The sequence below is a fragment of the Bradyrhizobium sp. USDA 241 genome, assembly GCF_049739505.1.
Classification (GTDB): domain Bacteria; phylum Pseudomonadota; class Alphaproteobacteria; order Rhizobiales; family Xanthobacteraceae; genus Bradyrhizobium; species Bradyrhizobium liaoningense.
Window position 1 is genome coordinate 3,497,603 of the sequence record NZ_JBMGPZ010000005.1, and the last position, 26,340, is coordinate 3,523,942.

Annotated in this window: 27 protein-coding genes and 4 pseudogenes; 16 read left to right on the forward strand and 15 right to left on the reverse strand. The window is 63.4% G+C overall.

Annotation, left to right across the window (positions count from 1 at the left end):
- The first annotated feature begins 490 nt into the window (after positions 1–490).
- The 6 genes and pseudogenes from ABIF91_RS38740 (at position 491) to ABIF91_RS38765 (ending at position 7,219) form a co-directional block, all read left to right on the forward strand.
- Positions 491–4,265, forward strand: a pseudogene (locus tag ABIF91_RS38740) (vitamin B12-dependent ribonucleotide reductase).
- Between the two features lie 31 nt (positions 4,266–4,296).
- A complete protein-coding gene (locus ABIF91_RS38745; protein WP_028181881.1) occupies positions 4,297–4,539 on the forward strand; it encodes a DUF4160 domain-containing protein in 243 nt (80 codons plus the stop codon).
- Positions 4,520–4,768: a DUF2442 domain-containing protein gene (locus ABIF91_RS38750; protein WP_028181882.1), complete on the forward strand. Its 249-nt coding sequence runs from the start codon at positions 4,520–4,522 to the stop codon at positions 4,766–4,768. Before ABIF91_RS38745 ends, ABIF91_RS38750 begins: the two co-directional genes overlap by 20 nt.
- A gap of 540 nt (positions 4,769–5,308) precedes the next feature.
- Positions 5,309–5,824: a ParB N-terminal domain-containing protein gene (locus ABIF91_RS38755; RefSeq protein WP_028182426.1), complete on the forward strand. Its 516-nt coding sequence runs from the start codon at positions 5,309–5,311 to the stop codon at positions 5,822–5,824.
- 166 nt (positions 5,825–5,990) lie between these two features.
- Positions 5,991–6,494: a DUF2846 domain-containing protein gene (locus tag ABIF91_RS38760; protein WP_424579722.1), complete on the forward strand. Its 504-nt coding sequence runs from the start codon at positions 5,991–5,993 to the stop codon at positions 6,492–6,494.
- Between the two features lie 197 nt (positions 6,495–6,691).
- Positions 6,692–7,219, forward strand: coding sequence for a DUF4844 domain-containing protein (locus tag ABIF91_RS38765; RefSeq protein ID WP_035679044.1), 528 nt, complete (start codon positions 6,692–6,694; stop codon positions 7,217–7,219).
- Between the two features lie 163 nt (positions 7,220–7,382).
- On the opposite strand, the pseudogene ABIF91_RS38770 reads toward ABIF91_RS38765, so the two are convergent.
- Positions 7,383–8,504 (reverse strand): annotated as a pseudogene (locus ABIF91_RS38770) (IS256 family transposase); the annotation flags it as partial.
- A 128-nt stretch (positions 8,505–8,632) separates the two neighbouring features.
- On the opposite strand from ABIF91_RS38770, the gene istA reads away from it, so the two are divergent.
- Together istA and istB are read left to right on the forward strand one after the other, a co-directional pair.
- Entirely contained in the window at positions 8,633–10,390 is a 1,758-nt protein-coding gene (istA, locus tag ABIF91_RS38775) for an IS21-like element IS1631 family transposase (protein ID WP_100214066.1), read from the forward strand.
- 4 nt (positions 10,391–10,394) lie between these two features.
- Positions 10,395–11,162, forward strand: coding sequence for an IS21-like element IS1631 family helper ATPase IstB (gene istB / locus ABIF91_RS38780; protein WP_038952109.1), 768 nt, complete (start codon positions 10,395–10,397; stop codon positions 11,160–11,162).
- A gap of 73 nt (positions 11,163–11,235) precedes the next feature.
- On the opposite strand, the pseudogene ABIF91_RS38785 reads toward istB, so the two are convergent.
- The 4 genes and pseudogenes from ABIF91_RS38785 to ABIF91_RS38800 form a co-directional block, all read right to left on the reverse strand.
- Positions 11,236–11,370, reverse strand: a pseudogene (locus tag ABIF91_RS38785) (IS256 family transposase); the annotation flags it as partial.
- A gap of 37 nt (positions 11,371–11,407) precedes the next feature.
- A pseudogene (locus tag ABIF91_RS38790) lies at positions 11,408–11,611 on the reverse strand (GapR family DNA-binding domain-containing protein); the annotation flags it as partial.
- A gap of 2 nt (positions 11,612–11,613) precedes the next feature.
- Positions 11,614–11,850, reverse strand: a complete 237-nt coding sequence (locus ABIF91_RS38795; RefSeq protein ID WP_028182447.1) for a hypothetical protein — start codon at positions 11,848–11,850, stop codon at positions 11,614–11,616.
- A 73-nt stretch (positions 11,851–11,923) separates the two neighbouring features.
- On the reverse strand, positions 11,924–12,229 hold the full coding sequence (locus ABIF91_RS38800; protein WP_028182446.1) for a GlsB/YeaQ/YmgE family stress response membrane protein: 306 nt from the start codon (positions 12,227–12,229) through the stop codon (positions 11,924–11,926).
- 430 nt (positions 12,230–12,659) lie between these two features.
- Between ABIF91_RS38800 and ABIF91_RS38805 the strand changes: the two genes are divergently transcribed.
- Both ABIF91_RS38805 and ABIF91_RS38810 read left to right on the forward strand, forming a co-directional pair.
- Positions 12,660–13,789 (forward strand): IS3-like element ISRj2 family transposase gene (locus tag ABIF91_RS38805; protein ID WP_424579852.1). Its coding sequence is split into 2 segments (ribosomal slippage): positions 12,660–12,912 and positions 12,912–13,789, totalling 1,131 coding nucleotides; the frame shifts between segments, so codons are not numbered across the junction.
- 200 nt (positions 13,790–13,989) lie between these two features.
- On the forward strand, positions 13,990–14,766 hold the full coding sequence (locus ABIF91_RS38810) for a DUF1236 domain-containing protein (RefSeq protein ID WP_244430144.1): 777 nt from the start codon (positions 13,990–13,992) through the stop codon (positions 14,764–14,766).
- A gap of 165 nt (positions 14,767–14,931) precedes the next feature.
- Here the strand turns inward: ABIF91_RS38810 and ABIF91_RS38815 are convergent, their stop codons facing one another.
- Positions 14,932–15,198 (reverse strand): DUF2312 domain-containing protein, encoded by a 267-nt coding sequence (locus ABIF91_RS38815; RefSeq protein WP_025575662.1) that lies wholly within the window; start codon positions 15,196–15,198, stop codon positions 14,932–14,934.
- Between the two features lie 109 nt (positions 15,199–15,307).
- Between ABIF91_RS38815 and ABIF91_RS38820 the strand changes: the two genes are divergently transcribed.
- The 3 genes from ABIF91_RS38820 (at position 15,308) to ABIF91_RS38830 (ending at position 18,673) form a co-directional block, all read left to right on the forward strand.
- Positions 15,308–16,090, forward strand: coding sequence for a class I SAM-dependent methyltransferase (locus tag ABIF91_RS38820; RefSeq protein ID WP_035680068.1), 783 nt, complete (start codon positions 15,308–15,310; stop codon positions 16,088–16,090).
- A 345-nt stretch (positions 16,091–16,435) separates the two neighbouring features.
- Complete coding sequence (locus ABIF91_RS38825) at positions 16,436–17,641, forward strand: calcium-binding protein (protein WP_424579723.1); 1,206 nt, start codon at positions 16,436–16,438, stop codon at positions 17,639–17,641.
- Between the two features lie 234 nt (positions 17,642–17,875).
- The gene (locus tag ABIF91_RS38830) at positions 17,876–18,673 is read left to right on the forward strand and encodes a transglycosylase SLT domain-containing protein (protein WP_424579724.1); all 798 of its coding nucleotides are present in this window, start codon (positions 17,876–17,878) and stop codon (positions 18,671–18,673) included.
- 102 nt (positions 18,674–18,775) lie between these two features.
- Here the strand turns inward: ABIF91_RS38830 and ABIF91_RS38835 are convergent, their stop codons facing one another.
- The 6 genes from ABIF91_RS38835 to ABIF91_RS38860 all read right to left on the reverse strand — a co-directional run bounded on the left by ABIF91_RS38835 (position 18,776) and on the right by ABIF91_RS38860 (position 22,226).
- The gene (locus ABIF91_RS38835; protein WP_028179774.1) at positions 18,776–19,054 is read right to left on the reverse strand and encodes a hypothetical protein; all 279 of its coding nucleotides are present in this window, start codon (positions 19,052–19,054) and stop codon (positions 18,776–18,778) included.
- Between the two features lie 387 nt (positions 19,055–19,441).
- On the reverse strand, positions 19,442–19,735 hold the full coding sequence (locus tag ABIF91_RS38840; RefSeq protein WP_244430142.1) for a hypothetical protein: 294 nt from the start codon (positions 19,733–19,735) through the stop codon (positions 19,442–19,444).
- Positions 19,736–19,875: 140 nt separating this feature from the next.
- Positions 19,876–20,541 carry a hypothetical protein gene (locus tag ABIF91_RS38845; protein ID WP_028179776.1) on the reverse strand — a complete coding sequence of 222 codons (666 nt, stop codon included), beginning with the start codon at positions 20,539–20,541 and terminating at the stop codon, positions 19,876–19,878.
- Positions 20,542–20,675: 134 nt separating this feature from the next.
- A complete protein-coding gene (locus ABIF91_RS38850) occupies positions 20,676–21,080 on the reverse strand; it encodes a VOC family protein (RefSeq protein ID WP_028179777.1) in 405 nt (134 codons plus the stop codon).
- Between the two features lie 212 nt (positions 21,081–21,292).
- Positions 21,293–21,652, reverse strand: a complete 360-nt coding sequence (locus tag ABIF91_RS38855) for a c-type cytochrome (protein ID WP_028179778.1) — start codon at positions 21,650–21,652, stop codon at positions 21,293–21,295.
- Between the two features lie 121 nt (positions 21,653–21,773).
- Positions 21,774–22,226 (reverse strand): pyridoxamine 5'-phosphate oxidase family protein, encoded by a 453-nt coding sequence (locus ABIF91_RS38860; protein WP_028179779.1) that lies wholly within the window; start codon positions 22,224–22,226, stop codon positions 21,774–21,776.
- Between the two features lie 170 nt (positions 22,227–22,396).
- Between ABIF91_RS38860 and ABIF91_RS38865 the strand changes: the two genes are divergently transcribed.
- Both ABIF91_RS38865 and ABIF91_RS38870 read left to right on the forward strand, forming a co-directional pair.
- Positions 22,397–22,570 carry a hypothetical protein gene (locus ABIF91_RS38865; protein ID WP_018644642.1) on the forward strand — a complete coding sequence of 58 codons (174 nt, stop codon included), beginning with the start codon at positions 22,397–22,399 and terminating at the stop codon, positions 22,568–22,570.
- A 110-nt stretch (positions 22,571–22,680) separates the two neighbouring features.
- Positions 22,681–23,031, forward strand: a complete 351-nt coding sequence (locus ABIF91_RS38870) for a zinc ribbon domain-containing protein YjdM (RefSeq protein ID WP_028179780.1) — start codon at positions 22,681–22,683, stop codon at positions 23,029–23,031.
- Between the two features lie 6 nt (positions 23,032–23,037).
- Here the strand turns inward: ABIF91_RS38870 and ABIF91_RS38875 are convergent, their stop codons facing one another.
- The 3 genes from ABIF91_RS38875 to ABIF91_RS38885 all read right to left on the reverse strand — a co-directional run bounded on the left by ABIF91_RS38875 (position 23,038) and on the right by ABIF91_RS38885 (position 25,184).
- Positions 23,038–23,958 carry a DMT family transporter gene (locus ABIF91_RS38875; RefSeq protein WP_028179781.1) on the reverse strand — a complete coding sequence of 307 codons (921 nt, stop codon included), beginning with the start codon at positions 23,956–23,958 and terminating at the stop codon, positions 23,038–23,040.
- 198 nt (positions 23,959–24,156) lie between these two features.
- A complete protein-coding gene (locus ABIF91_RS38880; protein ID WP_028179782.1) occupies positions 24,157–24,411 on the reverse strand; it encodes a hypothetical protein in 255 nt (84 codons plus the stop codon).
- Between the two features lie 170 nt (positions 24,412–24,581).
- On the reverse strand, positions 24,582–25,184 hold the full coding sequence (locus ABIF91_RS38885; protein ID WP_424579872.1) for a hypothetical protein: 603 nt from the start codon (positions 25,182–25,184) through the stop codon (positions 24,582–24,584).
- On the opposite strand from ABIF91_RS38885, the gene ABIF91_RS38890 reads away from it, so the two are divergent.
- Positions 25,066–26,337, forward strand: coding sequence for a hypothetical protein (locus ABIF91_RS38890; protein WP_424579853.1), 1,272 nt, complete (start codon positions 25,066–25,068; stop codon positions 26,335–26,337). The two genes, ABIF91_RS38885 and ABIF91_RS38890, sit on opposite strands and share 119 nt — an antisense overlap.
- The last annotated feature ends 3 nt before the right edge of the window (positions 26,338–26,340 follow it).

Here is a 26,340-nt window from a genome sequence, read left to right on the forward strand (position 1 = left end):
GACGGGCGCAACGGAGAGTCCTAGCTTTCGGTCCGTTCGGCGCGAGTGAGTTTGCGTCCCGCCGGCACTCCCCCAAAGGGTCTCGCAAATCTCAGCTCCGCCGGCCAGCCAAAGGCAGCGGCATGAGGGCTTGTCTGCCCGCGAAATGCGGACTCCCGGGGGCGCCGGAACGGGCCGGCAACAGGCTCGGAAGGCAGACTTCACGGCGGTTTCGAAGTGACACCTGCGTGAAGTGAGAGAAGTTGCGGCGTTGTGGGGCGTTGAACGCATGTCGCGCACATCCCCTTGGGGGCGGATGGGTGTGGACGTGCCGGCGGGATGATCGATGCACGCATCGACGTCGCGCCGGGAAAAAACAGGGCCGGATCCACCGGCTGAACTGCGGTGCGCGAAGGCCGGACGGCCGGAAGGCGCCGCGAAACGAAATGTCGACCCGGAACGCCCTCAACGAGGGGCGGGACCGGTCAAAGATTAAGGACGGGGCAAGACCATGCGGATTGAGCGGCGCCACACCACTTCGGGACAGTCACCTTATGCGGGAATCGAATTCCGCCTGACCACGTCGGAGATTCGCAATCCCGACGGCTCGGTCGTGTTCAAGCTGGAGAATGTCGAGGTGCCGGCCGAGTGGTCGCAGGTCGCCTCCGACGTGCTCGCCCAGAAATATTTCCGGAAAGCGGGCGTTGCCGCGCGCCTGAAGAAGGTCGAGGAGGAATCCGTCCCCTCCTTCCTGTGGCGCTCCGTGCCCGACACCGAGGCCCTCAGCCAACTCCCCGAGAAGGAGCGCTATGTCAGCGAGCTCTCGGCCAAGCAGGTGTTCGACCGCCTCGCCGGCTGCTGGACCTATTGGGGCTGGAAGGGCAAGTATTTCTCCTCCGACGAGGACGCCCAGACCTTCTACGACGAGCTCCGCTACATGCTCGCCAGGCAGATGGTCGCGCCGAACTCGCCGCAATGGTTCAACACCGGCCTGCACTGGGCCTATGGCATCGACGGCCCCGGCCAGGGCCATTATTACGTCGACCCCTTCACCGGCAAGCTGACCAAGTCCAAGTCGGCTTACGAGCATCCGCAGCCGCACGCCTGCTTCATCCAGGGCGTCGGTGACGACCTCGTCAACGAGGGCGGCATCATGGACCTCTGGGTCCGCGAGGCGCGCCTGTTCAAGTATGGCTCCGGCACCGGCTCCAACTTCTCGCGCCTGCGCGGCGAAGGCGAAAAGCTCTCCGGCGGCGGCCGCTCGAGCGGCCTGATGAGCTTCCTCAAGATCGGCGACCGCGCTGCGGGCGCGATCAAGTCGGGCGGCACCACGCGCCGCGCCGCCAAGATGGTCGTCGTCGACGTCGATCACCCCGACATCGAAACCTATATCGACTGGAAGGTGAAGGAGGAGCAGAAGGTCGCCGCCCTCGTCACGGGATCCAAGATCAACCAGAAGCACTTGAAGGCGGTGCTGAAGGCCTGCGTCAACTGCGAAGGCTCGGGCGACGACTGCTTCGACCCCGAGAAGAACCCTGCCCTGCGCCGCGAGATCAAGCTCGCGCGCCGCAGCCTCGTGCCCGACAATTACATCAAGCGCGTCATCCAGTTCGCGAAGCAAGGCTACAAGGACATCCAGTTCGACACCTACGACACCGACTGGGACAGCGAAGCCTACCTCACCGTTTCCGGGCAGAACTCCAACAACTCGGTCTCGCTGCGGGACGACTTCCTGCGCGCGGTCGAAACCGACGGCGACTGGAATCTCACCGCCCGCACCTCCAAGAAGGTGACGAAGACGCTGAAGGCGCGCGACCTCTGGGAGAAGATCGGCTACGCCGCCTGGGCCTCGGCCGATCCGGGCCTGCACTTCAACACCACGATGAACGACTGGCACACCTGCAAGGCGTCCGGCGACATCCGCGCGTCCAATCCGTGCTCGGAATACATGTTCCTGGACGACACGGCGTGCAACCTCGCCTCCGCCAACCTGCTGACGTTCTACAACACCGAGACCAAGCGGTTCGACGTCGAGGGCTACGAGCATCTCTGCCGGCTCTGGACCATCGTGCTCGAAATCTCCGTGATGATGGCCCAGTTCCCGTCCAAGGCGATCGCCGAGCTCTCCTACGAGTTCCGCACGCTGGGCCTCGGCTATGCCAATATCGGCGGCCTCCTGATGACCATGGGCCTGCCCTATGACTCGAAGGAAGGCCGTGCAATCGCCGGCGCGCTGACCGCGATTATGACCGGCATCACCTACAAGACCTCGGCGGAGATGGCCGCCGAGCTCGGCACCTTCCCCGGCTACAAGAAGAACGCGGCGCACATGCTGCGCGTGATCCGCAACCACCGCCGTGCCGCCCACGGCCAGTCCAACGGCTACGAGGCGCTCAGCGTCAACCCGGTGCCGATGGACCTGGTCTCCTGCCCGCAAGGAGACCTCGTCAGCCACGCCCAGGCGGCCTGGGATGCGGCGCTCGAGCTCGGCGAGACGCATGGCTATCGCAACGCCCAGACCACGGTGATCGCGCCGACCGGCACGATCGGCCTCGTCATGGATTGCGACACCACCGGCATCGAGCCCGACTTCGCGCTGGTGAAGTTCAAGAAGCTCGCCGGCGGCGGCTACTTCAAGATCATCAACCGCGCCGTTCCCGCCGCGCTGCGCGCGCTCGGCTATCGCGAGAGCGAGATCGCCGAGATCGAGGCCTACGCCGTCGGGCACGGCTCGCTGGCGAATGCCCCCGGCATCAACGTCACCACGCTGAAGTCCAAGGGCTTCAACCGATGAGGCGATCGCCAAGGTCGAGAAGGCCCTGCCGACCGCCTTCGACATCAAGTTCGCCTTCAACAAGTGGACCTTCGGCGAGGACTTCATCCGCGACCAGCTCGGCATCGGCGCCGAGGCGATCGCGGCCCCCGGCTTCGACCTGCTCCAGGCCGTCGGCTTCACCAAGCGCGAGATCGAGGCGGCCAACGTCCACATCTGCGGCGCGATGACGGTGGAAGGTGCCCCGCACCTCAAGGCCGAGCACTATCCGGTGTTCGACTGCGCCAATCCCTGCGGCAAGATCGGCAAGCGGTACCTCTCGGTCGAGAGCCACATCCGCATGATGGCGGCGGCGCAGCCCTTCATCTCGGGTGCGATCTCCAAGACCATCAACATGCCGAACGACGCCACGGTGGAGGACTGCAAGTCCGCCTACATGCTGTCGTGGAAGCTCGCCTTGAAGGCCAACGCGCTCTATCGCGACGGCTCGAAGCTCTCCCAGCCGCTCAACTCGCAGCTCATCAGCGATGACGAGGACGAGGACGATGCGGTCGAGACCCTCTATGAGAAGCCGATGGCGGCGCGCGCCGCCCAGGTCTCGGAGAAGATCGTCGAGAAGCTTGTCGAGCGCATCATCGTGATGCGCGAGCGCGAGAAGATGCCGGATCGCCGCAAGGGCTACACCCAGAAGGCGGTCGTCGGCGGCCACAAGGTCTATTTGCGCACCGGCGAGTATGACGACGGCCGTCTCGGCGAGATCTTCATCGACATGCACAAGGAAGGCGCGGCACTCCGCTCCTTCATCAACAACTTCGCCATCGCGGTGTCGCTCGGCCTGCAATACGGCGTGCCGCTCGACGAATATGTCGACGCCTTCACCTTCACCCGCTTCGAGCCGGCGGGCCCCGTGCAGGGCAACGACAGCATCAAGTATGCGACCTCGATCCTCGACTACGTCTTCCGCGAGCTGGCGGTGAGCTACCTCAGCCGCTTCGACCTCGCCCACGTCGATCCCAACGAGACGGGTTTCGACGCGCTCGGCAAGGGCGTCGAGGAAGGCAAGGAGCCGGACGAGGACGGCGGCCACCACGCGACCAAGCTGGTCTCGCGCGGCCTCACCCGCTCCCGCACCGACAACCTGTTCGTGATGCGCGGCGGCTCGACCGCGGTCAGCCAAGGCAACGACAGCGCTCCCTCCGGCGGCAGCAAGGTCACGGCGATGGCCTCGCACGGCGCGAGCGCCCGCGTCGGCGACGCCCTCGAAGGCGCCGTCGCCCTGAAGCAGGAAGTGAGCCACGACCTCTCGCCGACGGAGAAGCTCGAGCAGCTCCAGTGGAGCAAGGCCGGCAGCACCGCACAGACCCTGGTCCCCAGCAAGGCCGAGCGCCGCGCCGAAGCCAAGGCCAAGGGCTACGAGGGCGAGATGTGCTCGGAGTGCGGCAATTTCACGCTGGTGCGGAATGGGACGTGCATGAAGTGCGATACTTGCGGAAGCACGACTGGGTGTAGCTGATACCAGCAGCGCAAGTCACCCGGAGGCATCGATGCCGGTTGCATTACGCCAGGGCGGCTTGCGCTACTACTTCTTCTCGAACGAGGGGCAGCCGCCCGAGCCGGTGCATATTCACGAGGGCGGCGGCCGGGATGCCAAGATATGGCTTGAACCCACGATATCGATTGCGGATAGTTACGGCTTCAATCCGCGGGAACTTTCGAATATCCTGCGCGTCGTCGAGGACAACCGCGATCTTCTTTTGAAGGCTTGGCATGACCATTTCGGCAACTAGCGTTCGTTTTGACGAACACACGATGTGGGTCGAACTGTCGGACGGCCGGACGCTCGGTGTCCCCCTCGCATGGTTTCCGCGGCTACTGCACGCAACCTCTGCCGAGCGCGACCAAGTCGAATTGAGCCGCGTCGGGCTGCACTGGGAAGCACTCGACGAGGATATTTCGATTGCCGGCCTCCTCGCAGGGCGCGGCGACGTCACGCGATCGACCGAAAACGCGGCGTAGGCGAACTGATCAGCTCGATGGTAGCCGCGGTTACAGTGACTGCGCGCTGCACTCTCTCCTATCGGAGATCCGTGGCTTCAGCTCGCGCCTGATGGAAGCCGTCAATTAGGTGCGCTGTCAGGCTCAGCGTCGATGGGGTTCGCTTTGCTCTACCCATACTACAAGCTACCGGTACAACGATGGCGCGGAACATTTTCGAGAAGCTCTTGAATTACTTCGGTAGAAGCAACGTCAACTCGCGGACGCTAAGTCATGAGGCAATATTTGCTGCTGGCAGTGCAACTCCAGAACTTTCCGTTGACTACCGTGAGAGCCTCAACCTCTTAGACAATGTTGTCCGCGATTGCATGGGCGTCTCTCGCCGACACGATGCGCGGCGGCAATTGAGTGCACTATCACAGCAATTCCAGATTGGTTCCGGCATCGATGCTCATCAATACCCTGCTGCCGAATTGCCTTTGCGGTCGAGCCCTTCCCTCCTAAACTCCCACCCCCAACCGGCATGGGTTCCGACGGGCCCGGTAGAAGCGGAGTCGAGTTATGCCCACACCGGAAAGCTTCCCGATCGAGAAGATCTTCGTTCCAACAAAGCAGAAGAAAACCATCAAGCCCGAGATCGTCGCGCAGATCGCTGAAAGCATCCTGGACATCGGGCAACAGGCCCCCATTTTCGTTCGGCTCGACGGAGACCGCCTCGTTCTGGTCGAGGGACTGCATCGACTCGAAGCCTGCAAGGCGCTCGGCGAGACGACCATTCTCGGCGTCCTGGTCCCGGCGGAGATTGCTCAGCACAAGCCGCAGCTAGCCGAGCGACCTGAAGTCGAGGCAGAGCGCATCAAGATGGCGCGATTGAAACAGTTGCGCCTGGAGAAGGAAGCCGCAGAGGCATCGACGGCTGCCTTGAAGGGCGCTGGCGCAACGGAAGCGCAGCGCTTCCGTCCGACCAAAGGCGTACGCGACAATCCGAAGGCATCGCCGGGCCGGACTGCGAAATCGAAACCGAAATCATTGTCGGACTGGATTACGCAGCAAAAGGGCAGCGGCGGCCGCTATTGATTGTCGGCGTCAGAATTTCGATGCCGGCCGCCAAATCCTCCAAACATATTTCAGTCTTTCCGCGCGCGGAAATGATTGGTAGGCTCTCAACCCATGCTTGCAAGAACTGGTTCGGGGCGCTGGGGTGATGATACGTGAATGGGGTTGGCCTGCGTGGGCCACTCGGTTGTACTATACGTTTCTCAAATCGATTTTTGCATTGAGCACGGTTCTGTTGCTGCAAGCCTACGCAGCAGAGACCTCCGCCCTCGATGCTCAAAACCAGACATCGGACGCACGGCAGGGCCACATCTACTTCATCCGGCACCCCAGCATTTTGAGCCGGCTTGGCAAACCGGACATCAGGGTCGATGGCAAAGTGGTGGGCGAGCTCGCCGTTGCCACATACATCCTCGTGGATCGGCCGGCGGGGTCACACACGATCACCGTCGTTGGGGCGATGGATTCAGTGGGGTGCGAGGCCGAGATACGCGTGCAGCCCGGCATGTCCTACTACTTTGAAATGGGGCCGATCGTGAATACCAACATGGACACGTTCAATATCGCGTCGATGGGCGTAACCGGACGGCCTGTCGCCTGCCGCAACAGGCATAACACGCCCTACATGTTCTACTCGCTCGATGCGACTGCCGGAGCTGCCGCGGTCGCAAGGATAAAGGCTCGAAATTGATCCGACGGATGCCGTGGAAAGAGATACAGCACGTAGGGTGGCTCGGCACTACTGAGTCAGACGGTAGAGGTTTCCGGCGTCGAGACTCAGGTGTTTAAGGAGATTCAGTATTTGGCGCCTGGAGCCCATAGGATGGGTAGAGCGCAGCGCAACTCACTGCCCGACCTATCGTCCCTTGAAACCACCAACCCGGGTCAATGAAATTCCTCCTCTACGTCGGCGCTCTCGCCGTCTGCGGCCTCGCATTCGCAGGTATGCTGTACTGGAAATACGCGCAGCCCTTTCCCGAGCCTTCGAACGAGGTGGTGCAGCTCACACCCGAGAAGCGCACCGTTCTGGAACGGCTGCGAGCGGAAAACAAATTCCAGCCTCATCACTTTCCGCCCCTGGGTTACACCGGCGCCGAGACACCGGAAGACCGCATGAAAGCAACAGACGCCGTTAATGGAGTCATTGACGCCGTTCTCGCGCAACCAGACGGCCCCGTTCAGGCGCGAGAGGTCTCCCGTCACATTGGGAAAGCGGTCAGCCGCGTCTCCTGGCTCGCGACAGAGGATCGCGACCGAACCGGAGGGTATCTCATCGAGGTCTGGTACATCCTCGGCTTCAAGGGCGCGACCGGGCAATTCGTCTCCGGCACCGCCTACTCGAGAGCCGACGGCTACAGTGAGCCACTTCCTCCGGGCTGGACTACGGCGAATCAGCCACGCCCCATTGGACCATAGCCCGCGGCGTGGAACGAAAAACGATATCCCATCAGGCCTCGCGCCCGAACGGTAGCCGCAATCCTTCGACCGCGGCCACCTCTCCTCCCCGATTACGCCAATCCTCTCAAGCCGCTTTCGCCTGCTCCGGGAGCTATGGCTGATTTTGGGTGACGCGGCCTGATCAGGCGGCGTGGCTTTCAGTGTTCGGAATGACTTCGATTCCGTCGATGAACTTTACACCGGCGATGACTTTCGGCAACTGGTTCGTGCTCTTCAATCGCCGCCAGGTCTTCGATGCGGCGTCGATGAGCTTGAACACCATCAGCTTCGCAGTTTGTTGCGACAGCGATCCCTTGGTCCGCACCGTTCGGTGGCGCACCGTGGCGAAGACGCTCTCGATCGGGTTCGAGCTGCGTAGGTGGATCCAGTGCTCAGCAGGGAAGTCGAAGAAGGCGAGCAGCGCATGGCGATCCTTGATCAGGCACTCCACCGCACGTCCGTATTTGACGTGGTATTTCTCGACGAAGACGTCGATCGCGGTTTCAGCTTCGGCCCGGTGTGGGGCCAGATAGATGTTCCGCAGGTCGTTCTTCATGGGGCCCTGCACGGATTTGGCGACCTTGTCGAGTACGTTGCTCACTTTATGGCACCAGCATCGTTGGTGCCGCGTGCCGGGAAAGGCCTCGTCCAGTGCCTTCCAGAAGCCGAGGGCGCCGTCGCCGATGGCGAGTTGCGGGGCAATCCGTAACCCGCGTTGCCGCAGGTCGATCAGGAGTTCGCGCCAGCTCTGCGCGCTCTCGCGCACGCCGACCTGGAAGCCGATCAGCTCCTTCTTGCCTTCCGGCGTGGTGCCAATCAGCACCAGCATGCATTCGCTGTGATCTTCCATGCGGGCCTGCAGGTACACGCCATCGGCCCAGATGTAGACATAGCGACGCGCCGACAGATCGCGTCTCTGCCAGCGTTCGTACTCGACCTGCCAATCGGCCTTCAGGCCGGCGATCACCGAAGGCGACAGGTTCGGCGCATCCTTGCCGAGCAGCGCCGAGAGCGCCTCCTGGAAGTCGCCGGTCGAGATGCCGCGCAAATAGAGGACCGGGATCAAGGCATCCAGGCTCTTCGTCCGCCGCGCCCATAGCGGCAGGATTGCCGAACTGAAGCGGAGGCGGTCGCCTGGCCCGCTCGCTCCGCGGTCGCGGACCTTGGGACGAGCGACCTCCACCGGACCGATGCCGGTCGCAATCTCGCGCACCGGACCGTGCCCATGTCGGACCAGGCGCGCTCGACCGTCGGGCAGCGTCAGATTGGCCGTGCTGGCCAGAAACCCCGTGGGTCGGTCAAAATCCCCCGGGTATGGTCACTTGAAACTCCCCCACCTGATGATCGCCGTCAGCGCCGCTGAACAGCAGTAGCCGGTCAGGCAGGACGTTTATGTTCGACCCCTTTAGCCAGCAAGGGGCCGGGGAGTTGAACGTCTTGAAGCGACATCTGCAAAGCACCGTACTTACATTACTTGATCGCAACACCAGCCAGCGCGAGATTCACCGGCTGACGGGTGTCGATCGCAAGACGATCCGGCGTTATCAGGCGCTGCGGGCCGGTGCGGAGGCAAATTCCCCCGGGGAAGTGACCACCGGCTCGGTGAGCGCGGACGGCCAAATTCCTCCACCCCGACCACCGGCTTTTGGGACATCGGAAGCGACGGTCACCAGCAGCCTGGCCCGTTCGGCTTGCGAAGCGCATCGGACGTGGATCGAAGAACAGGTCCGGCTGAAGCGGAACGCGCAGGCGATTTACCAGGACCTGGTTGATCAATTTGGCTTTCCGTCCAGCTACCAGAGTGTCAAGCGGTTTGTGCGCCGGTTGCGGCACGCTGATCCTGAGCAGTTTGATCGTCTTGAGTTCCTCCCCGGCGAGGAAGCTCAGGTCGACTATGGCGAGGGCGCGCCGACGGTTGATCCGAAGAGCGGGCGGTACCGTCGTCCCCGCCTGTTCGTGATGACGCTACGCTACTCGCGGCGCAGCTTCCGGCGGGTAGTCTGGAAGTCCAGCCAACAAGTCTGGGCGCAGCTCCACGAAGAGGCGTTCCGGTATTTTGGCGGGGTCCCCAGCTATGTCGTGCTCGACAACCTGAAGGAAGGCGTCCTCAAGCCGGATTTGTACGAGCCCCAGCTCAACCCGATTTACAGCGCGATGCTGGCTCATTACGCCGTGGTCGCCGATCCCGCGCGCGTGGCCGATCCAAATCGGAAAGGATGCGTCGAGAATGCGATTCAACATACCCAGGGCACTGCGCTGGCCGGACGGCGCTTCGAGACGCTGGAGGCGCAAAACGAGTTCTTGAGGCACTGGGAGGAGAACTGGGCTTCCAAACGCATCCACGGCAGCACGCGCCGTCAGGTCGAGGCGATGTTCCAGGAAGAGAAGCCGCACCTGCGGCCGCTGCCTGTCGCTCCCTTCCGCATCTTCACCGAAGTCGTCCGGACTGTCTGCGACGACACCACCGTACGCGTCGACAACAGCTATTACGCCGCGCGGCCCGCGCCGATCGGCAGCCAGGTCGTCGTGCGCATCTACACCACCACGATCGAGATCCGTGATCGCCACACCCGTGCGCTGCTGCGTGTTCATTCCCGGATGGCGCACCCCGGTTCTGTCGTCCTGCCGACCAGCGAACGGCCGTTCAACCCGTCGCGGCAAACCGCCGTGCTGCTGGCGAGCGCCGAGCGCATCGGACCGCAGACCAGGGCCTTGTGCCAGCAGGTGTTCGACACCGAAGGGCGCCCCGGACAGCGCGCGATGTGGGGCATTGTCGGGCTGGGCCGGAAGTATCCGGCGCGGCTGGTCGAGCAGGCCTGCGCGCACGCCATCGACAACCGCATCTACCGCTACAAGCACGTGCGTGCGACCGTCGAGCGGTTGTTCGAACAGGCGATCGAGCAGGTTGGAGTGACGCCACAGCCGGCATCGCCGCTCACCCAGGATCATCCGCTGATCCGTACCCCCGCGGAATACGGCGACCTCTTCAGCCGCGCTGTGCGGCGCGACGCCGACGACAATGGTCGGCAGGCCGAGGCTCACGACGATCACGCCACGGCAATCCGCGCTCGTGTCGCCTGCGCAACCCCGGCCAACTCCGGCGCCACGAGCGCTCCCGCTGCACCTTCTCACCTTAAACTGGAGACCTAGCCACATGATGACCATGCCGGAAATTGAGCGTTGCCTACGACAGCTGCGCCTGTCGGGTGTCCGCGACACGCTGCAGACGCGCGTGCTCCAGGCGCAGGGCGCCAACCAGCCCTTCCTCGAGACCTTCTCCCTTATCCTGCAGGATGAACTGGACCGTCGTCAGTCCCGTCTTATCGAGCGGCGATACCAGCAATCCGGGCTCGACGAAAAGCTGACGCTCGCCGAGTTCGACTGGTCCTTCAATCCCAAACTGCCACGTCAGACCTGCTTCCAGCTCCACACCCTGGCGTTCATTGCCGCTGGCGAGAACGCTCTGCTTGTTGGCAAACCTGGCACCGGGAAGTCGCACATCGCCAAGGCGATTGCCTATCAGGCGATCCTGCAAAGCCACAAGGTCCAGTATCTTGAGACCGACGACTTCTTCCACCGCTACGCCCTGAACTCTCCGGCACAACGCGAGGTCCGGCTGCGAACCATCATCGACTGCGATCTCCTCGTGCTGGACGATCTATTCCTCGCACGCGCCATCCCCGACGACGCCGGCACTTTGCTGCAGACCCTGATCCATCAGCGTTACAAACTGCGCCGCAGCGTCATCGTCACCTCCAATCGCGTCGTGCAGGATTGGGGGGCATACCTTGGGGACAACACTATGAGCACGACGATCCTCGATCGCCTTATGCATCATTGCCATCTGCTTGAGTTCGACGGACGCAGCTATCGGCTCAAAGAAGCCGCTGAAGCTCTTGCCCGGGAAACAAACTCAAACTAACAGTCCCTTGTCCTGCCTCGCGGGTGGAGGAATTTGACTGACCACACCCGGAGGAATTTGAAGTGACCCGCGGGGCCAGAAACGCGCCAACCTCGATCTCGATCGCCCTGGCAAGCAGGTCCCGCGCGCCGGCACGAACGATATCGGTCAGTGGATCATCAACCGCGGACGGCTGACGGAAAGCAAGAACATTGGTAGTCTCGGTCATGGCGTATCGCTCTCCTCGAGAGGTTCTGGCAGGCTCGTCACCCGCCTCGATACGCCGCCTTCCTCACACCGTCATCACCCAGATTCCGCCATAGCTCCTGCTCCGGCGATGCGGTCTCCATCGCATGCATGTAGAGGTCAAGCAGGCTTTCGCGCTCGTCGCGCTCGTTCTTCCGTTCCTTGCGCAGCTTGATGATCTCTTTCAGGATTTTCACGCCAAAACCCTCGCCCTTGGTGCCAGCACTCAAGTTCGGGGACCGGCATCACAACGCGTCGAGATCTGAAGCTCCATTAACGCCATGCGCTGTAGGACCATGGGGTCTCGCTCGCCGTCCTTCGCGGTGCGGAGTATCGATTCCGCGATCGCCTGAACATGCGCGGAGCCGACCGGGGCAGGCAGAGACGCCACCGCCGTCTCCAGGGCAGCTTTCATGACGTCGATCGTTTCAGGCGAAAATGATGCATTCGAAAAGTCTAGCATGGTGGCACCGCTCCGCAGGTCATCGCGCGCGCCCGCGTCTTGCCGGCGCGCGATGTCGCTGCTTCAGCATGGGTCACCAGCGCCGGCCCCAGCTCCCGCGCCAGCTGCTTCCCCATCCACCGCCACCGCGGAGCAGCCGGACCAGGAGGAGCAGCAGCACCGCGCCGATGGTGGCGTTGACGATCGCGCTGATGATTCCGCTGCCAAGATGCACGCCGAGCTGAGGCATCAACCAGCTGCCAACAAACGCGCCGAGGATTCCGACGATGATATCACCGACGATCCCAAAGCCGGTGCCACGGACGATCTGGCCCGCAAGCCAGCCGGCGACGAGACCTACAAACAGGATGACCAAAAGATTTTCGCTCGACATGTGCATTTTGCTACCTCAATCGTTTGGTCTGAATGACGATGGGTCTGCGCAAGCCGGTCTGCGGCCGATCTGAATCGCATTGACGCATCGCGCCGTCCGGACAGTTTCCGGTTGGTACGCACGAGGATAAAGGCGTGGTGCCTGAGCGGCCCCAGCAAGGCGAATACGGATTTTTTATCGCTGCAGGGATTCAGGATCGAAAGTTCGATCCCGCTGCGCACCGGATCATCGGCTCAACAGGTGCAAGCGCCAACGGTTCCTCGCGCACAACTTATATTTGAATATGTGGATTGCGTCCAAGCCCGCGCCGGAAACGAGACCGCGAACGTCACGGTTTTTCCGGTTTTGAGAGCTGGCCCCGCAAATTCGGACAGTAGCTTGAGTGGATTTTCTGCCTGACAGCGGCGAGGATTCTTGCTGCGAATCAGGAGCGAAGATGACGAAGAAGAGCCGCCGGACGCATTCTCCGGCATTCAAGGCGAAGGTTGCTTTGGCTGCGGTCAAAGGCGACAAGACACTGGCGGAGCTGGCGCAACTGTTTGATGTTCATCCGAACCAGATCACGATCTGGAAAAACCAGCTCCTGGAAGGCGCCGCCGGCGTGTTTGGGCATGACAAGACATCGGCCGAGACGCCGGTCGATTTGAAGGCGTTACATGCCAAGATCGGCGAGCTGGCGTTGGAAAACGATTTTTTGTCCGGCGCGCTCACCAAGGCGGGCCTGCTGAGCGCAAAGCGATGATCGACCGCGATCATGATCTTTCTATCGTGCGCCAGGCGAAGGTCCTGAAGCTGGCTCGCAGCACGGTCTACTATGAACCTCGGCCAGTTTCGGCCGAGGACCTTGCCTTGATGCGTCGGCTCGATGAGCTGCATCTCGATTATCCCTTCGCGGGAGCGCGTATGCTGCGATCGTTGCTGCGGCGGGAGAGCGTATACGCCGGTCGCCGCCACATCGCGACGCTGATGAAGCGCATGGGGATCGAGGCGGTCTATCGTCGCCCGAACACGAGCAAGCCGGCTCCGGGTCACAAGATCTACCCGTACCTGTTGCGCGGATTGAAGATCGAGCGGCCCGACCATGCGTGGGCAATGGACATCACCTACATTCCGATGCGGCGTGGCTTCGTCTATCTCGCGGCGGTCGTCGATGTGTTCAGCCGACGGGTCCTGGCCCATCGCGTCTCGATCACAATGGAGGCGGCCTTCTGCGTCGAAGCGGTCCAGGAGGCGTTGGCGAAGCACGGCAGGCCCGAGATTTTCAACACGGATCAGGGCAGCCAGTTCACCAGCCTCGAGTTCACCGATGTGCTGCTGGACGCGAAGATCGCCATCAGCATGGACGGCAAGGGCGCCTGGCGCGACAACGTGTTTGTCGAGCGGCTCTGGCGCACGGTCAAATACGAAGAAGTATATCTCCGCGCCTACGACAGCGTGTCCGAGGCGCGAGCGTCAATTGCCAAGTATCTGGCCTTCTACAATCAGGGACGCCCTCACTCGAGCCTTGACGGGCGCACGCCCGACGAGGCTTACTTCGGCACGCAAGCTATGGTGATGGCCGCATGACCGTCGCCGACGGTTTTGTCGTCGCTCTGGTCGGGCTACGCCCTCCCGACGCAACGACAAAACCGTAAAGCCCCGCGTTCAGCATAACCCGGCAGGAATCCACTTAAATCCAGCGGGGCGCTGTCCAAACAACCGGGGCCAGCTCTTTTGCTGGCGTTTCCGATAGCGACGCATCGGTCCTGATTAAACCAGAAATAGAAATGGAACTTCAGCTGGTCGGGGCCGTTTGCTCTCCATGGCTGACCTTCGTCGGCATCAATATTCAAATTGAATTGGAAAATCAGATGAAACATACTTTGATGGCTTCTGTCGCCGTCGCGGCCTTGTTTGCAGCGACCGGTCTTGCGATGGCTCAAGGCGGAGCAAAGGGTTCGGAATCCCCCACCGCCGTTTCGCCGAAAGCTGACAGCGCGGCACCGATGAATGCGCCCGCAGCAAAGGGCGCGCCCGATGCAAAGCACCTCGGTGACGCAAAGGCCGATGGCAGGCCGAAGGCCGCGGAAGGAATGGCCCCGCCGACCACGTCGAAGGACGTGAAGAATTCGTCTTCCGAAACCAAGTCGACCGCCGACAGCAAGACGACTGGCGAGATGAAGGCCGATGGGAAGACAAAGGCGACCGATTCCGCCACCACATCGAAGGACCTGAAGACGCCGACCGCCGATAGCAAGTCTGCGGCGCCCGAAGGCAAGACGACCGGCAATGCCGCTACCACGGCAGTCGCCGCGCCTCCGGCGGAAAAGCGTACCCAGATCACTTCGGCCATCAAGCAGGAGAAGGTCGAGGAAGTCACCAACGTGAACTTCAACGTATCGATCGGCACGGTCGTCCCGACAAGCGTCCGTTATCATGCGTTGCCGAGCCGTATCGTCGAAATCTATCCGCAGTGGCGCGGATACGAGTTCATCCTGGTCAACGGCAGGTACGTCATCCTTCGTCCGCACACCCACGAGATCGTCTATATCATCGAGGGCTAAGCGCCGTCCGACGGCTCACGGACAAACAGAAAGGGCGGCCCATAGCCGCCCTTTCGTCGTTCCGCCCGAGGCGATCGGCCAGGCCGCTCTCGCCTCGTCGCGCCGAAGCGATAGTCGCAATCCTTCGACCACGGCCACCTCTCCTCCCCGATTACGCCAATCCTCTCACGCCGCCTTCGCCTGCTCCGGCGAGGCCGTCTCCATCGCGCGCATGTAGAGATCGAGCAGGCTTTCGCGTTCGTCGCGCTCGTTCTTGTCTTCCTTGCGGAGCTTGATGATCTCCTTGAGGATTTTCACATCAAAACCCTCGCCCTTGGCTTCCGCGAAGACTTCCTTCTTCTGTTCGCTCAACTCCTGCATTTCGCTGTCGAGGTTCTCGATCCGCTCGACGAAGGAACGGATCTTGCCGCCGGGAATGGTGATGTCGGACATGGTGCCTCTTTGCTGACTGAGGTCGTGAAAATGACCGCAAAGAAATGACCAATGTGTTAACCTCGCTGCCCGCGCATTGCCTGTTGATGAACGCCGAGGGAACCGTTCCATGGCCGAGCTTCGCTTCGATGACGGCGCCGCCTATGAGCAGATGATGGGAGTCTGGAGCCGTTCGGTCGGCGAGGTCTTTCTCGACTGGCTTAGGCCGGCGCAAGGGCTGCGGTGGATCGATGTCGGCTGCGGCAGCGGCGCCTTCACCGAGCTCATCCTGGCACGCTGCGCCCCCAGCGACGTGCAGGGCATCGATCCCTCCGAGGGACAGCTCGCCTTTGCCCGCACGCGCCCCGGTGCGCGCGGCGCCGTGTTTCAAACCGGCGACGCCATGGCACTGCCTTTTGAGGCGGCGAGTTTCGATGTCGCGGTGATGGCACTGGTTCTCGTGTTCGTGCCGGATCCATCGAAAGGTGTCGCGGAACTGGCGCGGGTCGTCCGTCCCGGCGGCCTGGTTGCGACCTACATGTGGGACATGCTGGGCGGCGGATTTCCGCTCGATCCGATCGTCGACGAGATGCACGCGATGGGACTGTCGCCGACGCGTCCGCCGCATATGGAAGTGTCCACCCTTGCTGCGCTTCAGGACCTTTGGCGCGCGGCCGGGCTGCAGCAGCTCAAGACCCGCGACATCACCGTGCAGCGCACGTTCCGCGATTTCGACGAGTTCTGGACCGTGGAGACGAAGTCCCCCTCCATCGCACCGGTGATCGCGGCCATGGCGGCGGCCGACATCACCGCGCTCATGCAGCGCGTGAGGGCACATCTCCCCACTGATGTGGACGGCGGCATCACCTGCAGCGCCCGCGCGCACGCGATCAGCGGACGCAAGCCGGGCTGAAGATGCGGGCAAGCAGGAATTCCTGTGACCGCCCGTAGGAAGGGTGGAGCGAAACGATACCCATCATCACCCGATCGAGGAAAAATGATGGGTTTTCTTCACTCCACCTATGTTGCGCGCCGCAGGTAGATCATCAAACCTTCATGGGAGGCGCAAACTTGCGGAGGCGATCTCGATGATCGCCGCCGCGGTTCCACGCATGCAGTCAAAGTCTCTCCCGAATTCCTGCAAATCTCCGCCATCTACCAAAGGTAGATTTCTCCCTGAAGCGTGGTCAACAACGCGACTTGCAAGAAATTCTGCAGGCGTCAGGCCCGCTTCCGACAATGAAATGGGAGTTACGCCATGCAGCATCTGCCGAACGACACCATCGACGTCCAGCTCGACCAGTTTGGTCAAATCGAAACCGTCAACGGAGATCCGAACTTCCCGACCACCACGGACGCCTGGGGCGGCAACGACACCGTCACAGCGACCATCAGCCAGCCCGAAGCAGAGATCACGGTCTTCGGCGACGACAACACGACTCTGCATGGCCTGTCCCACGGCGGCAACGACACGCTCACGGTCAATTTCAACTACGGCTGGAACGAAGCCCTCGTGGTCGGCGATGCCCAGGCGATGATCGACGACGCCAGGGGCGGCAACGACACGATCAGCGTCGAGGCCGATTCGCTGTACACCAACGTGCATGCCTTCGGCGACGTCGCCGGCGACATGTCGGGCAATTCGCATGGTGGCAATGACACCATCACCGGTGCCGTGGGCTGGCGAAGCTACGACAATGTCTATGCCGGCGATGCCGGCGATTCCATGAGCGGCACGGCGCAGGGCGGCAATGACACGCTCGACATCAGTGTGAACACAAGGGAGGGCTCTGCGAACGCCAGCGGCGATGCCATCGGCTCCATCGGCGGCGATGCGCATGGCGGCAACGACAACATCACCATCACCTTCGGCAGCGAAATTGTCATGACCGGCGGGTTTGCGTACGGAGATTCGGCGACCTCACTGACCGACAATGCCCAGGGAGGAGATGATATTCTAACGCTCAAGGCCGATGGCCCCGACACCCTCCAACTTACGCACCCGACACTCTACGGCGATGCACCGGCCATGTCCGGCAATGCCCATGGCGGCAACGATATTCTCACCGGCACGGCAACCAGTGATTTCCTGTATGGCGATGCGAAGGTCTATGCCCCCGCAACGCCGGGCTCGATCACCGGCGGCCGCGATATTCTCAACGGCGGCGGCGGCGATGACCAGCTTTCGGGCGGAGGGAACAGCGACACCTTCGTCTTCAACACCGGCTCCGGCAACGACCTGATCACCGACTTTGACCAGGGCAACAAGGCGGTCGGCAGCACCGCGACCGAGCACGACCTGATCAATGTGCAGGACTACGGGTTTGCGGACTGGACGGCGCTGTCGAGCCTGATCAGCGACAATGCCGCCGGCGATGCCGTGATCGATCTCTCGGCCAACGATTCGATCACGCTCGACGGCGTCCAGGCCGCGAGCCTGCACCCGACCGACTTCCTCATCTGAGCGGGTTGCTTCGGGGGCAAAGCGAAGCGATACCCTTCCACAACGAGCCAAAAAACCCGCCGGCGACGGCGGGTTTTCTTCTAGAACGGGCTTGTCCTGAGGAGGCTACCCAAAACGGGCGCCGAAGGATGGCCCTGGAGCCGCTCTCAAGATGCGGAATCTACGGTTTCGGTTCACGTTCGTAGACAGCGTCGACCAAGTCCACAGTTTCCGCAATTGCACGCTCACAACGCCATGGCAACGAAAAGCAAGAGCCTCCTGCCAAGCCTTCGCAGCATCCGGCGGGGCGCTCGGTGGGTGCGAAAGAGGTTCGCACGCGCGCCGCGAATGGTTCGCATCGCAGGCAGCGTGGCGATTCTGCTTGCAGCCGTCGCACTCCTGAACACCGCCTATCACGTCGTTCGCAAGCCGACCGAACTCTTCGCCGTCGTCGGACACGCCCTCGACAAGGAGCCGGCCGAGACGTCGGCGAGATACGGGCCCCTCTTCCGCACCTATTCCACCGCGACGATCACGCCGGAATTGCTGGCCGCGCTGGCGCAGGTGGAGAGCTCAGGCAATCCGGTGGCGCGCACCTATTGGCGCTGGCGCTGGAGCTTCAATCCGCTGGCGATCTACCGGCCCGCCTCCAGCGCCGTCGGCCTGTTCCAGATGACCGACCCGGCCTTCGCGGAGGCCGCGCGGTTCTGTGTTCGCGGCAATGCGGTCACGCAGACCGGCTGCGGGTCTACGTTCTTCTACATCCGCGCGATCCCGAGCCACGCCACCGAGCTGGCCTCGGTGTATCTGGACCGCCAGGTGGCCATGGTTCTCACTCTCGCGGGCGATGTGAAGGCGAGCGCGCAGCAGAAGCAGGATCTGGCCGCCTTCATCCATCTCTGCGGCGCAGGCCCCGGAGCCGCCTATGCGCGGCGCAAGTTTCAGATGATCGCCAGCGAGCGCTGCGGCGATCACCTCGTCGCGGGCTACCTCGCCAGGGTCAACGCGATGAAGCGGCAGTTCCAGCGGCTAGCCGCGAATGAGGGCGGTTAGGCGTAGCCCGGATGAGCGAATCGACATCCGGGACTGCTGTTGCCGAAGCCCCCGAATATCGCTTCGCTTATCCGGGCTACGAGACCACGCGAGTGGCCGGCTCTACCACCAATACGGCCAGCGCCATCCCTCATACTGAACATAAGACGGCACCAGCGGCGGACCGTAGGGATCGACCTTGTCGTCTTCAGGGCGATAGCGATAGCGCGGAACGATGTTGTAATCCCAGGGCGTCGGCCGCAGCACCGGCGCCGTAACGATCAGCCTCTCCTGCGGTGCACGAACCACTTGCTTCCGCGGCTTTGCTTCGGCAGCCGATGTTGCAAGGCCGCTCAGCACCAGGGCCGTTCCGAGCGCATAGGCGATAGTCAGTTTCTTCATTGCATTGGTCTCCTGCCGCCAGAGTGCAAAAGGACGCGCGGCAAGGCAAGCGAATTTGCGCGCGACCTTTGCAGGAATGACCGATGCCGGCCCTTTGCAAAGCCCCTCCGTCATTGCGAGCGAAGCGAAGCAATCCAGGCTGCCTCGGCCGAAAGAGGCTATCGCATATGAGAGCTTTTCCCTGCGGCCATCCTTCGAGACGCCCGCCTTCGGCGGGCCCTCAGGATGAGGAGCGAGTGCGCAGCGGCAGCGGGCACCGATGCTGACGAGCGTCCTCCTACAGGTGCTGAAGAGCCTCATCCTGAGGAGACCGCGAAGCGGTCGTCTCGAAGGACGAGGCGCTTGCTCGAATCGATCGCAGCGGCTCCGCGTCAGCGCCTGGGAGCGTCACTCGCCGCGCTCGCCGTCCAACAGCGCGAGCGCCCGCGGCACCTGATCGCGATCCGCCACCAGCACATATTCCTGCCGCGTCAGGCTGGCGCCGCTCGCGAGCACGATCGAATTCTTCGGGCAAAGGCCAAAGCATCCGGTCATGACCAGCTTGGCCGGCTTGGTGCCGTCGCGCTTGCTCGCCTTCAGTTCGGACTTCAGCGCACGCCTGACGTCGCGGCCCTCGTCGCTGCGCTTGAGGCACTTCCGGCACACCAGAACCGGCGCCGCGCGGCGCGATCTGGCGATCATCGGACTTGCGGATTTCGGACTTGCAGATTTCGACGGCATTTCAGGCATGGCAGACCTATATGGGACTTCAGCTCATATAGGGATGGAACCGCGATCTCGCCGGAGCGAGACGATGCACGGCGGATCAGCCCTTGCGCAAGCTACTCCCGCGCCCGGCGTAGCGCCTGCTCCAGCTTCATCCGCTGCTTGTCCCAGCGGCCCTGCTCGGCCTCGGCGCGCGCATCCAGCGCAGCCTGCTCCGCCTCGATCTCCTCGGTGCGCGCTTCGTGCTCCCGCCTCGCTTTGTCGAGCGCCGCCTGCGCGGTCGCGACGGCCTTGTCGCGGCGCGCGCGCTCCCTGGCGCGGGCAGCCTCCTCCTTGCGGTGCTCGGCTTCGCGCCGCCGTTCCTCCTTCTCGAACGCCGCCGCGGCCTTGCGCGCGGCCTGATCGTCGATCTTGCGGGACGGCTCTTTTGCGGTCCTGGCCGGACGCTTCGTGGGCTTGTTCTTGGACTTGTCGTTGGACCTGCTCTTGGGCCTCCTCTTGGGCTTGCGCTCGGACTTGCCCTCGCCTTCGCCGAGATCGGTCGGCAGCTCCGCGCTCTCGGTGAACGGGCCGTCCGAGCCGACCGGCCGCCTCAGCACGACACCCGGCTTCGCCATCGTCGCCGCGACGATATCGGGATCGTCGGTCTCCTTCGCGGCGCCCTGATGGAATAGATTGGAGCTGGCGCCCCAGGCCTGCAGCGCCGCCTTCATCGAGGGCGCGGCGATCGCCTGATCGTAGAAGCCGAGCGAGGTCTGATAGGTCTTCAGTTTCTTTGGCATGTCGCTCCGGCTTTCGACGTCGCTTTCCGCTGGCGACCGTAGCCCGGGTGAGCGCAGCGATACCCGGGATTCATCCTGCCGAGGTATTTCCCGGATGTCGCTTCGCTCATCCGGGCTACGAGCTCGATCGCGGACTACGAACTCTCCAACAACGCGTCATACCCCTTCTCGCTGAACGCCAGCAGACAGAACCCGTGCCCGAACGGATCGGCCAGCATCGCGATCCGGCCATAGGGCGCATCGCGCGCCGGCGCCTCCAGGATCGCACCCGCACTGAGCGCACGCGCCACGGCGGCGTCGACATCGTCGACGACGACGTCGATATGCACGGGTGTCCAATGCCGCTCGTAACGGCGGCGGTCGCCGCCAGCGCCGACCGTGCCGGCCTGCTTGGTCAGCAGATACACCGGCGCCGGCCAGCCGTTGAGCTCGACGAAGTCGGCGCCGAAGCGGCGGCCGACCGTCAGGCCGAAGGCTTCGGTGTAGAAGGTCGTGGCTGTCCCGACGTCCGGGACGTCGATGTTGAGGAGGAAGGTCATGGCGGGCTCGTCGGCGAGGTTTCCGGATCAGCGGAAGCTACGCACCGAACGCCGGGACGTCGAGAGGACTCCACCGTGACATCATGCGCCTGTTTTGCCCGACCGCGCAAACGAAATTCGGTATCGCCGAAGTCAAATCAAATCCCGAACGATTCCATGGCGATGTCTACTGTGCATGGGGTTGTTTTCGCAATTATCGTCTGGCCGGGCCCTCAATCGCCCCTCAGGCTCAGGATATACGCCGAAAGCGCGTCGGCCTGCTCCGGCGAGATCACGAGGTTCGGCATGTTCTGGTGGCTGGTCCTAAAGAACACCTTGAGCGACAGCGCGGTGGTGCCGTGCCGGTCCGCGATGGCCTGGAAGCCCGGGGCCTCGTCGAACACTCCGATCATGTGCGGTTCGACGGTGTGACAGGTCTGGCACCAGGCCCGCGCCAGGCGATGTCCTTCCGCGATCGCGCGCGAGCCGGACCTGGAGGCCCCTGCGGCGGTGTGGACGACGCTGAAGAGAAACAGCAGCGACAAGACGATCAGGATGACGATGCCGATGGAGATTCGAACAGTGTGCGACATGGCCTGACCTCACCGCGATTGAATCATCGATCGAGCCTAGGTTTGCAGGGAAAGGCCGGGTTGATCTGCGTCAAGGGAGGAGCGGATGACCGCCCGTCTTCGCAGACCACCGCGCGCGTCATCAGCACGTCACGAGATCGGTGTGGCCAAATCCCTTGGAATAATCGAGCAGCGAGATCACCGTCGGCGTGAGGCGGATCAGCCGCACCTCGGATGGCTTCGGCACCGTCAGGCCCAGGGCCTTCTGCTCGGGATAGCGCGCCATCAGCAGCGCGATCGCCTTCTCGGCTTCCGCCGGGTCGGTCACGGCCACCGCCCGCGCCGCCATTGACAGGCCGGTGATCTCCATCACTTCCGCCGGGTCGTCGTCGATCGCCAGCGAGACGCGGTCGTCCCGGGACAGGTTCTGCGCCTTCTGGCTGTCGATGCCGCAGAGGAAGTAGATGGTGAAGCCTACGTTGGCGTAGCCGACGGTCGTCACCTGCGGCCAGCCATCCGGGCGAACGGTTGCGATCCGCATCGTGCGGTGCTGGTCCAGCAAAGCCTGGATTTTTTGTCTGAGAGTGTCGTCCATCGCGCGGCCTCCGGTGGTCATTTCGCCAAGACGATACGCCCCTCGCGCGCAATGCCGTTGACGCAGCTCAACCCCGCGCGGGCGACGTTGGCTCATTGATCATGCCGCTCGCCAGGATCACGGCGACCGCATAGGCTCGGCGCTCATCCGACGATTCAGGAGGCATCACCATGAACGGCAACCGCTACTACGGCGTCCGCGTCGAGGGCGCGAAATACGGCGTGGGATTCGGCTCGGCGCTCGCCATCGCGATCTCCTACACCAACAACCATTCGATCCTGTGGGCGATCATCCACGGCATCCTGGGTTGGCTCTACGTGATCTTCGTCGCGCTGTTTCGGTGACATTGCACCGGCAGGCGAGGCCCTGCCCGCGCGGTTCGCAGCTTTTCCTTGCTTTCCCGGTTCCCGCCTCTACGGTCGCGCCGCGAACGAACCGTTGAGACGAGACAGACATGACCGACACGATGAAATGCCCGGCCTGCAGCTCCGAGCACGCCTATCAGGACCGCGATCTCTGGGTCTGCCCGGAATGCGGCCATGAATGGAGCGGCACGGCGGAAGCGGCCGCGGACACGGCGCAGGATGCCGGCGTGCGCGATGCCAACGGCAACGTGCTCGCCGACGGTGACAGCGTCATCGTGATCAAGGATCTCAAGATCAAGGGCTCGTCCTCGGTCGTCAAAGGCGGCACCAAGGTGCGCAACATCCGCCTGCAGGATGCCAGCGACGGCCACAACATCGCCTGCAAGATCGACGGCATCGGCGCGATGAATCTGAAATCGGAGTTCGTGCGGAAGGCTTGAGATCCGCTAGCTTTGCCGCTGTGCCAGGTAGAACCCGCACAGCACCGTCACAAGCCCTGCCGTCTGCAACATCGTCGGCGGCTCGCCGAGCAGCAGCCAGCCGATGAGCAGCGTCAACGCCGGCACGCAGGCCGGAAACACCGCGGCGCGGGCAACGCCGAGGCGCTGGACCGAGACGGCGTAGAGATAGAGCGCGGCGGGGCCGGCGAGGACGCCCTGCGCCAGCGCCTGGATGGCGTTCTCGGTCACGCCGATTGCCGCGACATGGGCAAGGCCGACGGTCGCGACGTAGACCGGCAACAGCAGCAGCGACAGCACGTTGATCACCAGCGCAGCCGACACGGCCGAGACGCGCCATCGGCGCAGAGCAGCGCCGAAGCCGGCGAACATGAATCCGGTGAGCACGAAGATCAGATCGCCCTGCACGCCGTCGGTCCCGATATGGCCAATCGATTCCGCGCCGATCACGCCGAGGCCGCCGACGATGACGATCGCGCCGGCAAGCCGCGAGGCGGAGATCCGCTCCTTCAGCACCACCGCCGCGAGCAGCAGGCCGCCCAGCGTCGCGCAAGAGGGCTGGATCACGCTGCCGTGGCCGAGCGGTACGAACAGGAAGCCGGTGTAGGAGATCAGCGACATCACGGGGCCGCCGAGCACCATCAGCACCAGGCCCCTGCTCCAGCCGATGCCGCAGAGATCGGAGATACCCGCGCGCGCGACCAGCGGCAGGAACACGATGCCCGACCAGACATAGCGATGCACCAGGAGATCGACCGGCGTGAAGCCGACCTTGAGGCCGTGCCGCGTGGCGGCAAAGCCGAGCGCCCAGAACAGCGCCGCGGCAAGGCCGCAGACCACGCCGAGCAGTGCCGGCGCTGCATCGTTCTTCTGAGTGAGAGCGTCAGCGCCGCTCGCCCGCTGATCCATGGATCAAGCGATATGTCGGCGCGCTGAACCGCTCAACCCACGCGCTTGCAGGGCTGGCACGCAGGCATAGCGACGATGCCGCAGGGCCGTGATTGCCGCACGCGCAATGCGCATGCGGCGTCATCATGTCAGTGGCCGCACCGAGGCGGTGAAATCTCGCTCTGCGCGAGGTCCCATCTGCCTCAGGCGACCTCAGTCTTAGCGGGCCGTGCCCGTGGTGACGTCCGCGGTCGTCACCTTGCGGGGGCCGAGCACCTTCGCTTGATGGACCGAGGCGACCGTGGCGGGCGCGGCGACCTGCTGCTCGACATGCGCAGCCCCGAGCACGCGCACCTGCAGCGGAGAGACCGGCAGGCCGTTGGCCTCGTAGGTCGGCAGCTCGGCGGCGACGGCGGCGGTGCCGCCCACGATGGTCAGGATGGCGGCGGCGATCGACAAAGTCTTCTTGTTCATGGTGATGCTCCGAGGGTGAAGGTCGGAGCCTATTTAGGCGCGTCTTGCTGCATTGCGACATGCTTTGCTGCATCGCAACAGCGCGCGCGATGCATGGCGATATGCCTAATGCGTACAGGACCTTGGGCGAATCACGCTGGCCGCGACATGGCGTTTTCCGCGGGTGGTACTCAGCCACCAAGCACGTCGCCCCAGCCATCGAAGAGATAGGTCTTCCAAACTACGGTTCCATCTCCGCCGGGCCTGCTGGCACGGCGGTAGTCATCTGCCTGATCGGCGGTCCAGGTGATGATCGTATCCGAAAGACGATCGTGCAGGATGGCGGGCTCGGTCGGATCGAAGGCGTCCATGGGACGAAGCGTTGGATGCGTCATGGCGCCTCCAACGCAGCAGCGTCCGCAAAGTTGCGGCACGGCCTCGGCAAGGCACCGCGTGGAACCCTCGCGTTGCAGCTCGGCAACACCCGCCGCGAAAAGCCCGCAGCCGCCGATTGCGCCATTGCGCCGCCACGCCATCCCCCGAACAATCGACGAACTGCGTGCCTTTCCGTGCAAGACTGTTTCGTCAACCGTTTGCATCATGACTGTTCGGACAAGATGGTTCGGACAGAACCGTTTGGAGGCAGGGATCATGAACGATCGGCGGTCTCTTTTGGTGGCGGTGTCGTGCCCCTCGGCCGTTCTCGCCGGCTGGCTGGTGTTGTCTTTCTCCGCCCATGCGCCTGCCCTCATCGAGAACAGCGGCGCCAATGTGGCTGCCGTCTCGCGCGCCAAGGATGTCAGTCGCCTCGAGCTCGCCGACGTGCCGCGCGCTGCAACGATCGAGGACGGCATCGCCTTGACCGCCGACATCGCCGCCGTCGCTGCGGCGCCTGCCCCGATGACGACGTCGCAGGACACGCCGGAGGAGCATGCCTCAACCGTCAAGCTCGCTTCGGCCGACCCGGCGCTGATCCTGCCGACGGAGGCGGCGCCCGCACCGCAGATTGCGCCTGAACCGGAAGCACTCGTCAGCGAGGCTGCTCCCGCGCCAGAGCCGGTCAAGCTCGCCTCCGCCGATCCCACCGAGATCGTCACGACGGACGCACTGTCACCTGCGGCGATCGCAAGCGGCCCCGTCACGCCTGCGGCCAAGCCATCTCCGCCGGCGGACACCGTCGCCGTGCTCGACGAATGCTTCGTCATCGAGGCCTGCATCGACCGCTACCTCTGGGCGCTCTATCAGCGCACCGCCAAGGAGGACACGATCAAGGTTCAGGAGCGGCGCGCCGTCACCGTCAAGCGCAAGGGCAAGACGGTCACGGTGATGCGGAGCTTCACGAAGCTGGTCGATCAGGACTTCGGCTGGAAGGATCCGAAGGCGGCCGAGCGCGCCGGCATGTCGATGATGGACTACGTCATCGGCGGCATGGACAAGAGTTTCAAGAAGAAGCTGTTCCGCACGCTGCTCGCGGCCGAGGCCGCCGGCCTGTCGCCGGGCATCACCAGCGCATTCCGCGACGACTATCGCCAGTCGATCGCGAGCGGCCTCAAGGCTGCCTCCGACCGCTCCTATCATGGCGGCAGCACGCGCGGCGGTTATGGCCACGGCATGGCGGCCGACATCGTCAGCACCCAGGGCAACAACCGCGCGCAGCGCTGGGTCTCGACCGAGATCCTGTGGAAGTGGGTCGATGCCAACGGCAAGGCGTACGGCATCGGCCGCCCCTATCTCGGCCGCGATCCGCCGCATGTCGGACCGATCGACGGGAAGGAATACATCTCGCGCCGCGGCGTTGCGACCGACAGCAAGGAAGCCGCGAACGTCAAGCCGAAGAAGACGCGGGCCGCCAGCGCCAAGCCGCCCAAGGCGCACGCCGCACGCGAGCAGAAGACCCCGGCCAAGCAGCAGAAGTCGGCGCAATCGGCCGTCAAGCCCGCGACCTGAGAA

Bases quoted from the DNA above. Each gene is read 5' to 3' on its own strand.
- ABIF91_RS38745 (WP_028181881.1), top strand. From the start codon at position 4,297: ATGCCGGTTGCATTACGCCAGGGCGGCTTGCGCTACTACTTCTTCTCG.
- ABIF91_RS38750 (WP_028181882.1), top strand. From the start codon at position 4,520: ATGACCATTTCGGCAACTAGCGTTCGTTTTGACGAACACACGATGTGG.
- ABIF91_RS38755 (WP_028182426.1), top strand. From the start codon at position 5,309: ATGCCCACACCGGAAAGCTTCCCGATCGAGAAGATCTTCGTTCCAACA.
- ABIF91_RS38765 (WP_035679044.1), top strand. From the start codon at position 6,692: ATGAAATTCCTCCTCTACGTCGGCGCTCTCGCCGTCTGCGGCCTCGCA.
- istA (WP_100214066.1), top strand. From the start codon at position 8,633: ATGTTCGACCCCTTTAGCCAGCAAGGGGCCGGGGAGTTGAACGTCTTG.
- istB (WP_038952109.1), top strand. From the start codon at position 10,395: ATGATGACCATGCCGGAAATTGAGCGTTGCCTACGACAGCTGCGCCTG.
- ABIF91_RS38795 (WP_028182447.1), bottom strand. From the start codon at position 11,850: ATGCTAGACTTTTCGAATGCATCATTTTCGCCTGAAACGATCGACGTC.
- ABIF91_RS38800 (WP_028182446.1), bottom strand. From the start codon at position 12,229: ATGCACATGTCGAGCGAAAATCTTTTGGTCATCCTGTTTGTAGGTCTC.
- ABIF91_RS38810 (WP_244430144.1), top strand. From the start codon at position 13,990: ATGGAACTTCAGCTGGTCGGGGCCGTTTGCTCTCCATGGCTGACCTTC.
- ABIF91_RS38815 (WP_025575662.1), bottom strand. From the start codon at position 15,198: ATGTCCGACATCACCATTCCCGGCGGCAAGATCCGTTCCTTCGTCGAG.
- ABIF91_RS38820 (WP_035680068.1), top strand. From the start codon at position 15,308: ATGGCCGAGCTTCGCTTCGATGACGGCGCCGCCTATGAGCAGATGATG.
- ABIF91_RS38825 (WP_424579723.1), top strand. From the start codon at position 16,436: ATGCAGCATCTGCCGAACGACACCATCGACGTCCAGCTCGACCAGTTT.
- ABIF91_RS38830 (WP_424579724.1), top strand. From the start codon at position 17,876: ATGGCAACGAAAAGCAAGAGCCTCCTGCCAAGCCTTCGCAGCATCCGG.
- ABIF91_RS38835 (WP_028179774.1), bottom strand. From the start codon at position 19,054: ATGAAGAAACTGACTATCGCCTATGCGCTCGGAACGGCCCTGGTGCTG.
- ABIF91_RS38840 (WP_244430142.1), bottom strand. From the start codon at position 19,735: ATGATCGCCAGATCGCGCCGCGCGGCGCCGGTTCTGGTGTGCCGGAAG.
- ABIF91_RS38845 (WP_028179776.1), bottom strand. From the start codon at position 20,541: ATGCCAAAGAAACTGAAGACCTATCAGACCTCGCTCGGCTTCTACGAT.
- ABIF91_RS38850 (WP_028179777.1), bottom strand. From the start codon at position 21,080: ATGACCTTCCTCCTCAACATCGACGTCCCGGACGTCGGGACAGCCACG.
- ABIF91_RS38855 (WP_028179778.1), bottom strand. From the start codon at position 21,652: ATGTCGCACACTGTTCGAATCTCCATCGGCATCGTCATCCTGATCGTC.
- ABIF91_RS38860 (WP_028179779.1), bottom strand. From the start codon at position 22,226: ATGGACGACACTCTCAGACAAAAAATCCAGGCTTTGCTGGACCAGCAC.
- ABIF91_RS38865 (WP_018644642.1), top strand. From the start codon at position 22,397: ATGAACGGCAACCGCTACTACGGCGTCCGCGTCGAGGGCGCGAAATAC.
- ABIF91_RS38870 (WP_028179780.1), top strand. From the start codon at position 22,681: ATGACCGACACGATGAAATGCCCGGCCTGCAGCTCCGAGCACGCCTAT.
- ABIF91_RS38875 (WP_028179781.1), bottom strand. From the start codon at position 23,958: ATGGATCAGCGGGCGAGCGGCGCTGACGCTCTCACTCAGAAGAACGAT.
- ABIF91_RS38880 (WP_028179782.1), bottom strand. From the start codon at position 24,411: ATGAACAAGAAGACTTTGTCGATCGCCGCCGCCATCCTGACCATCGTG.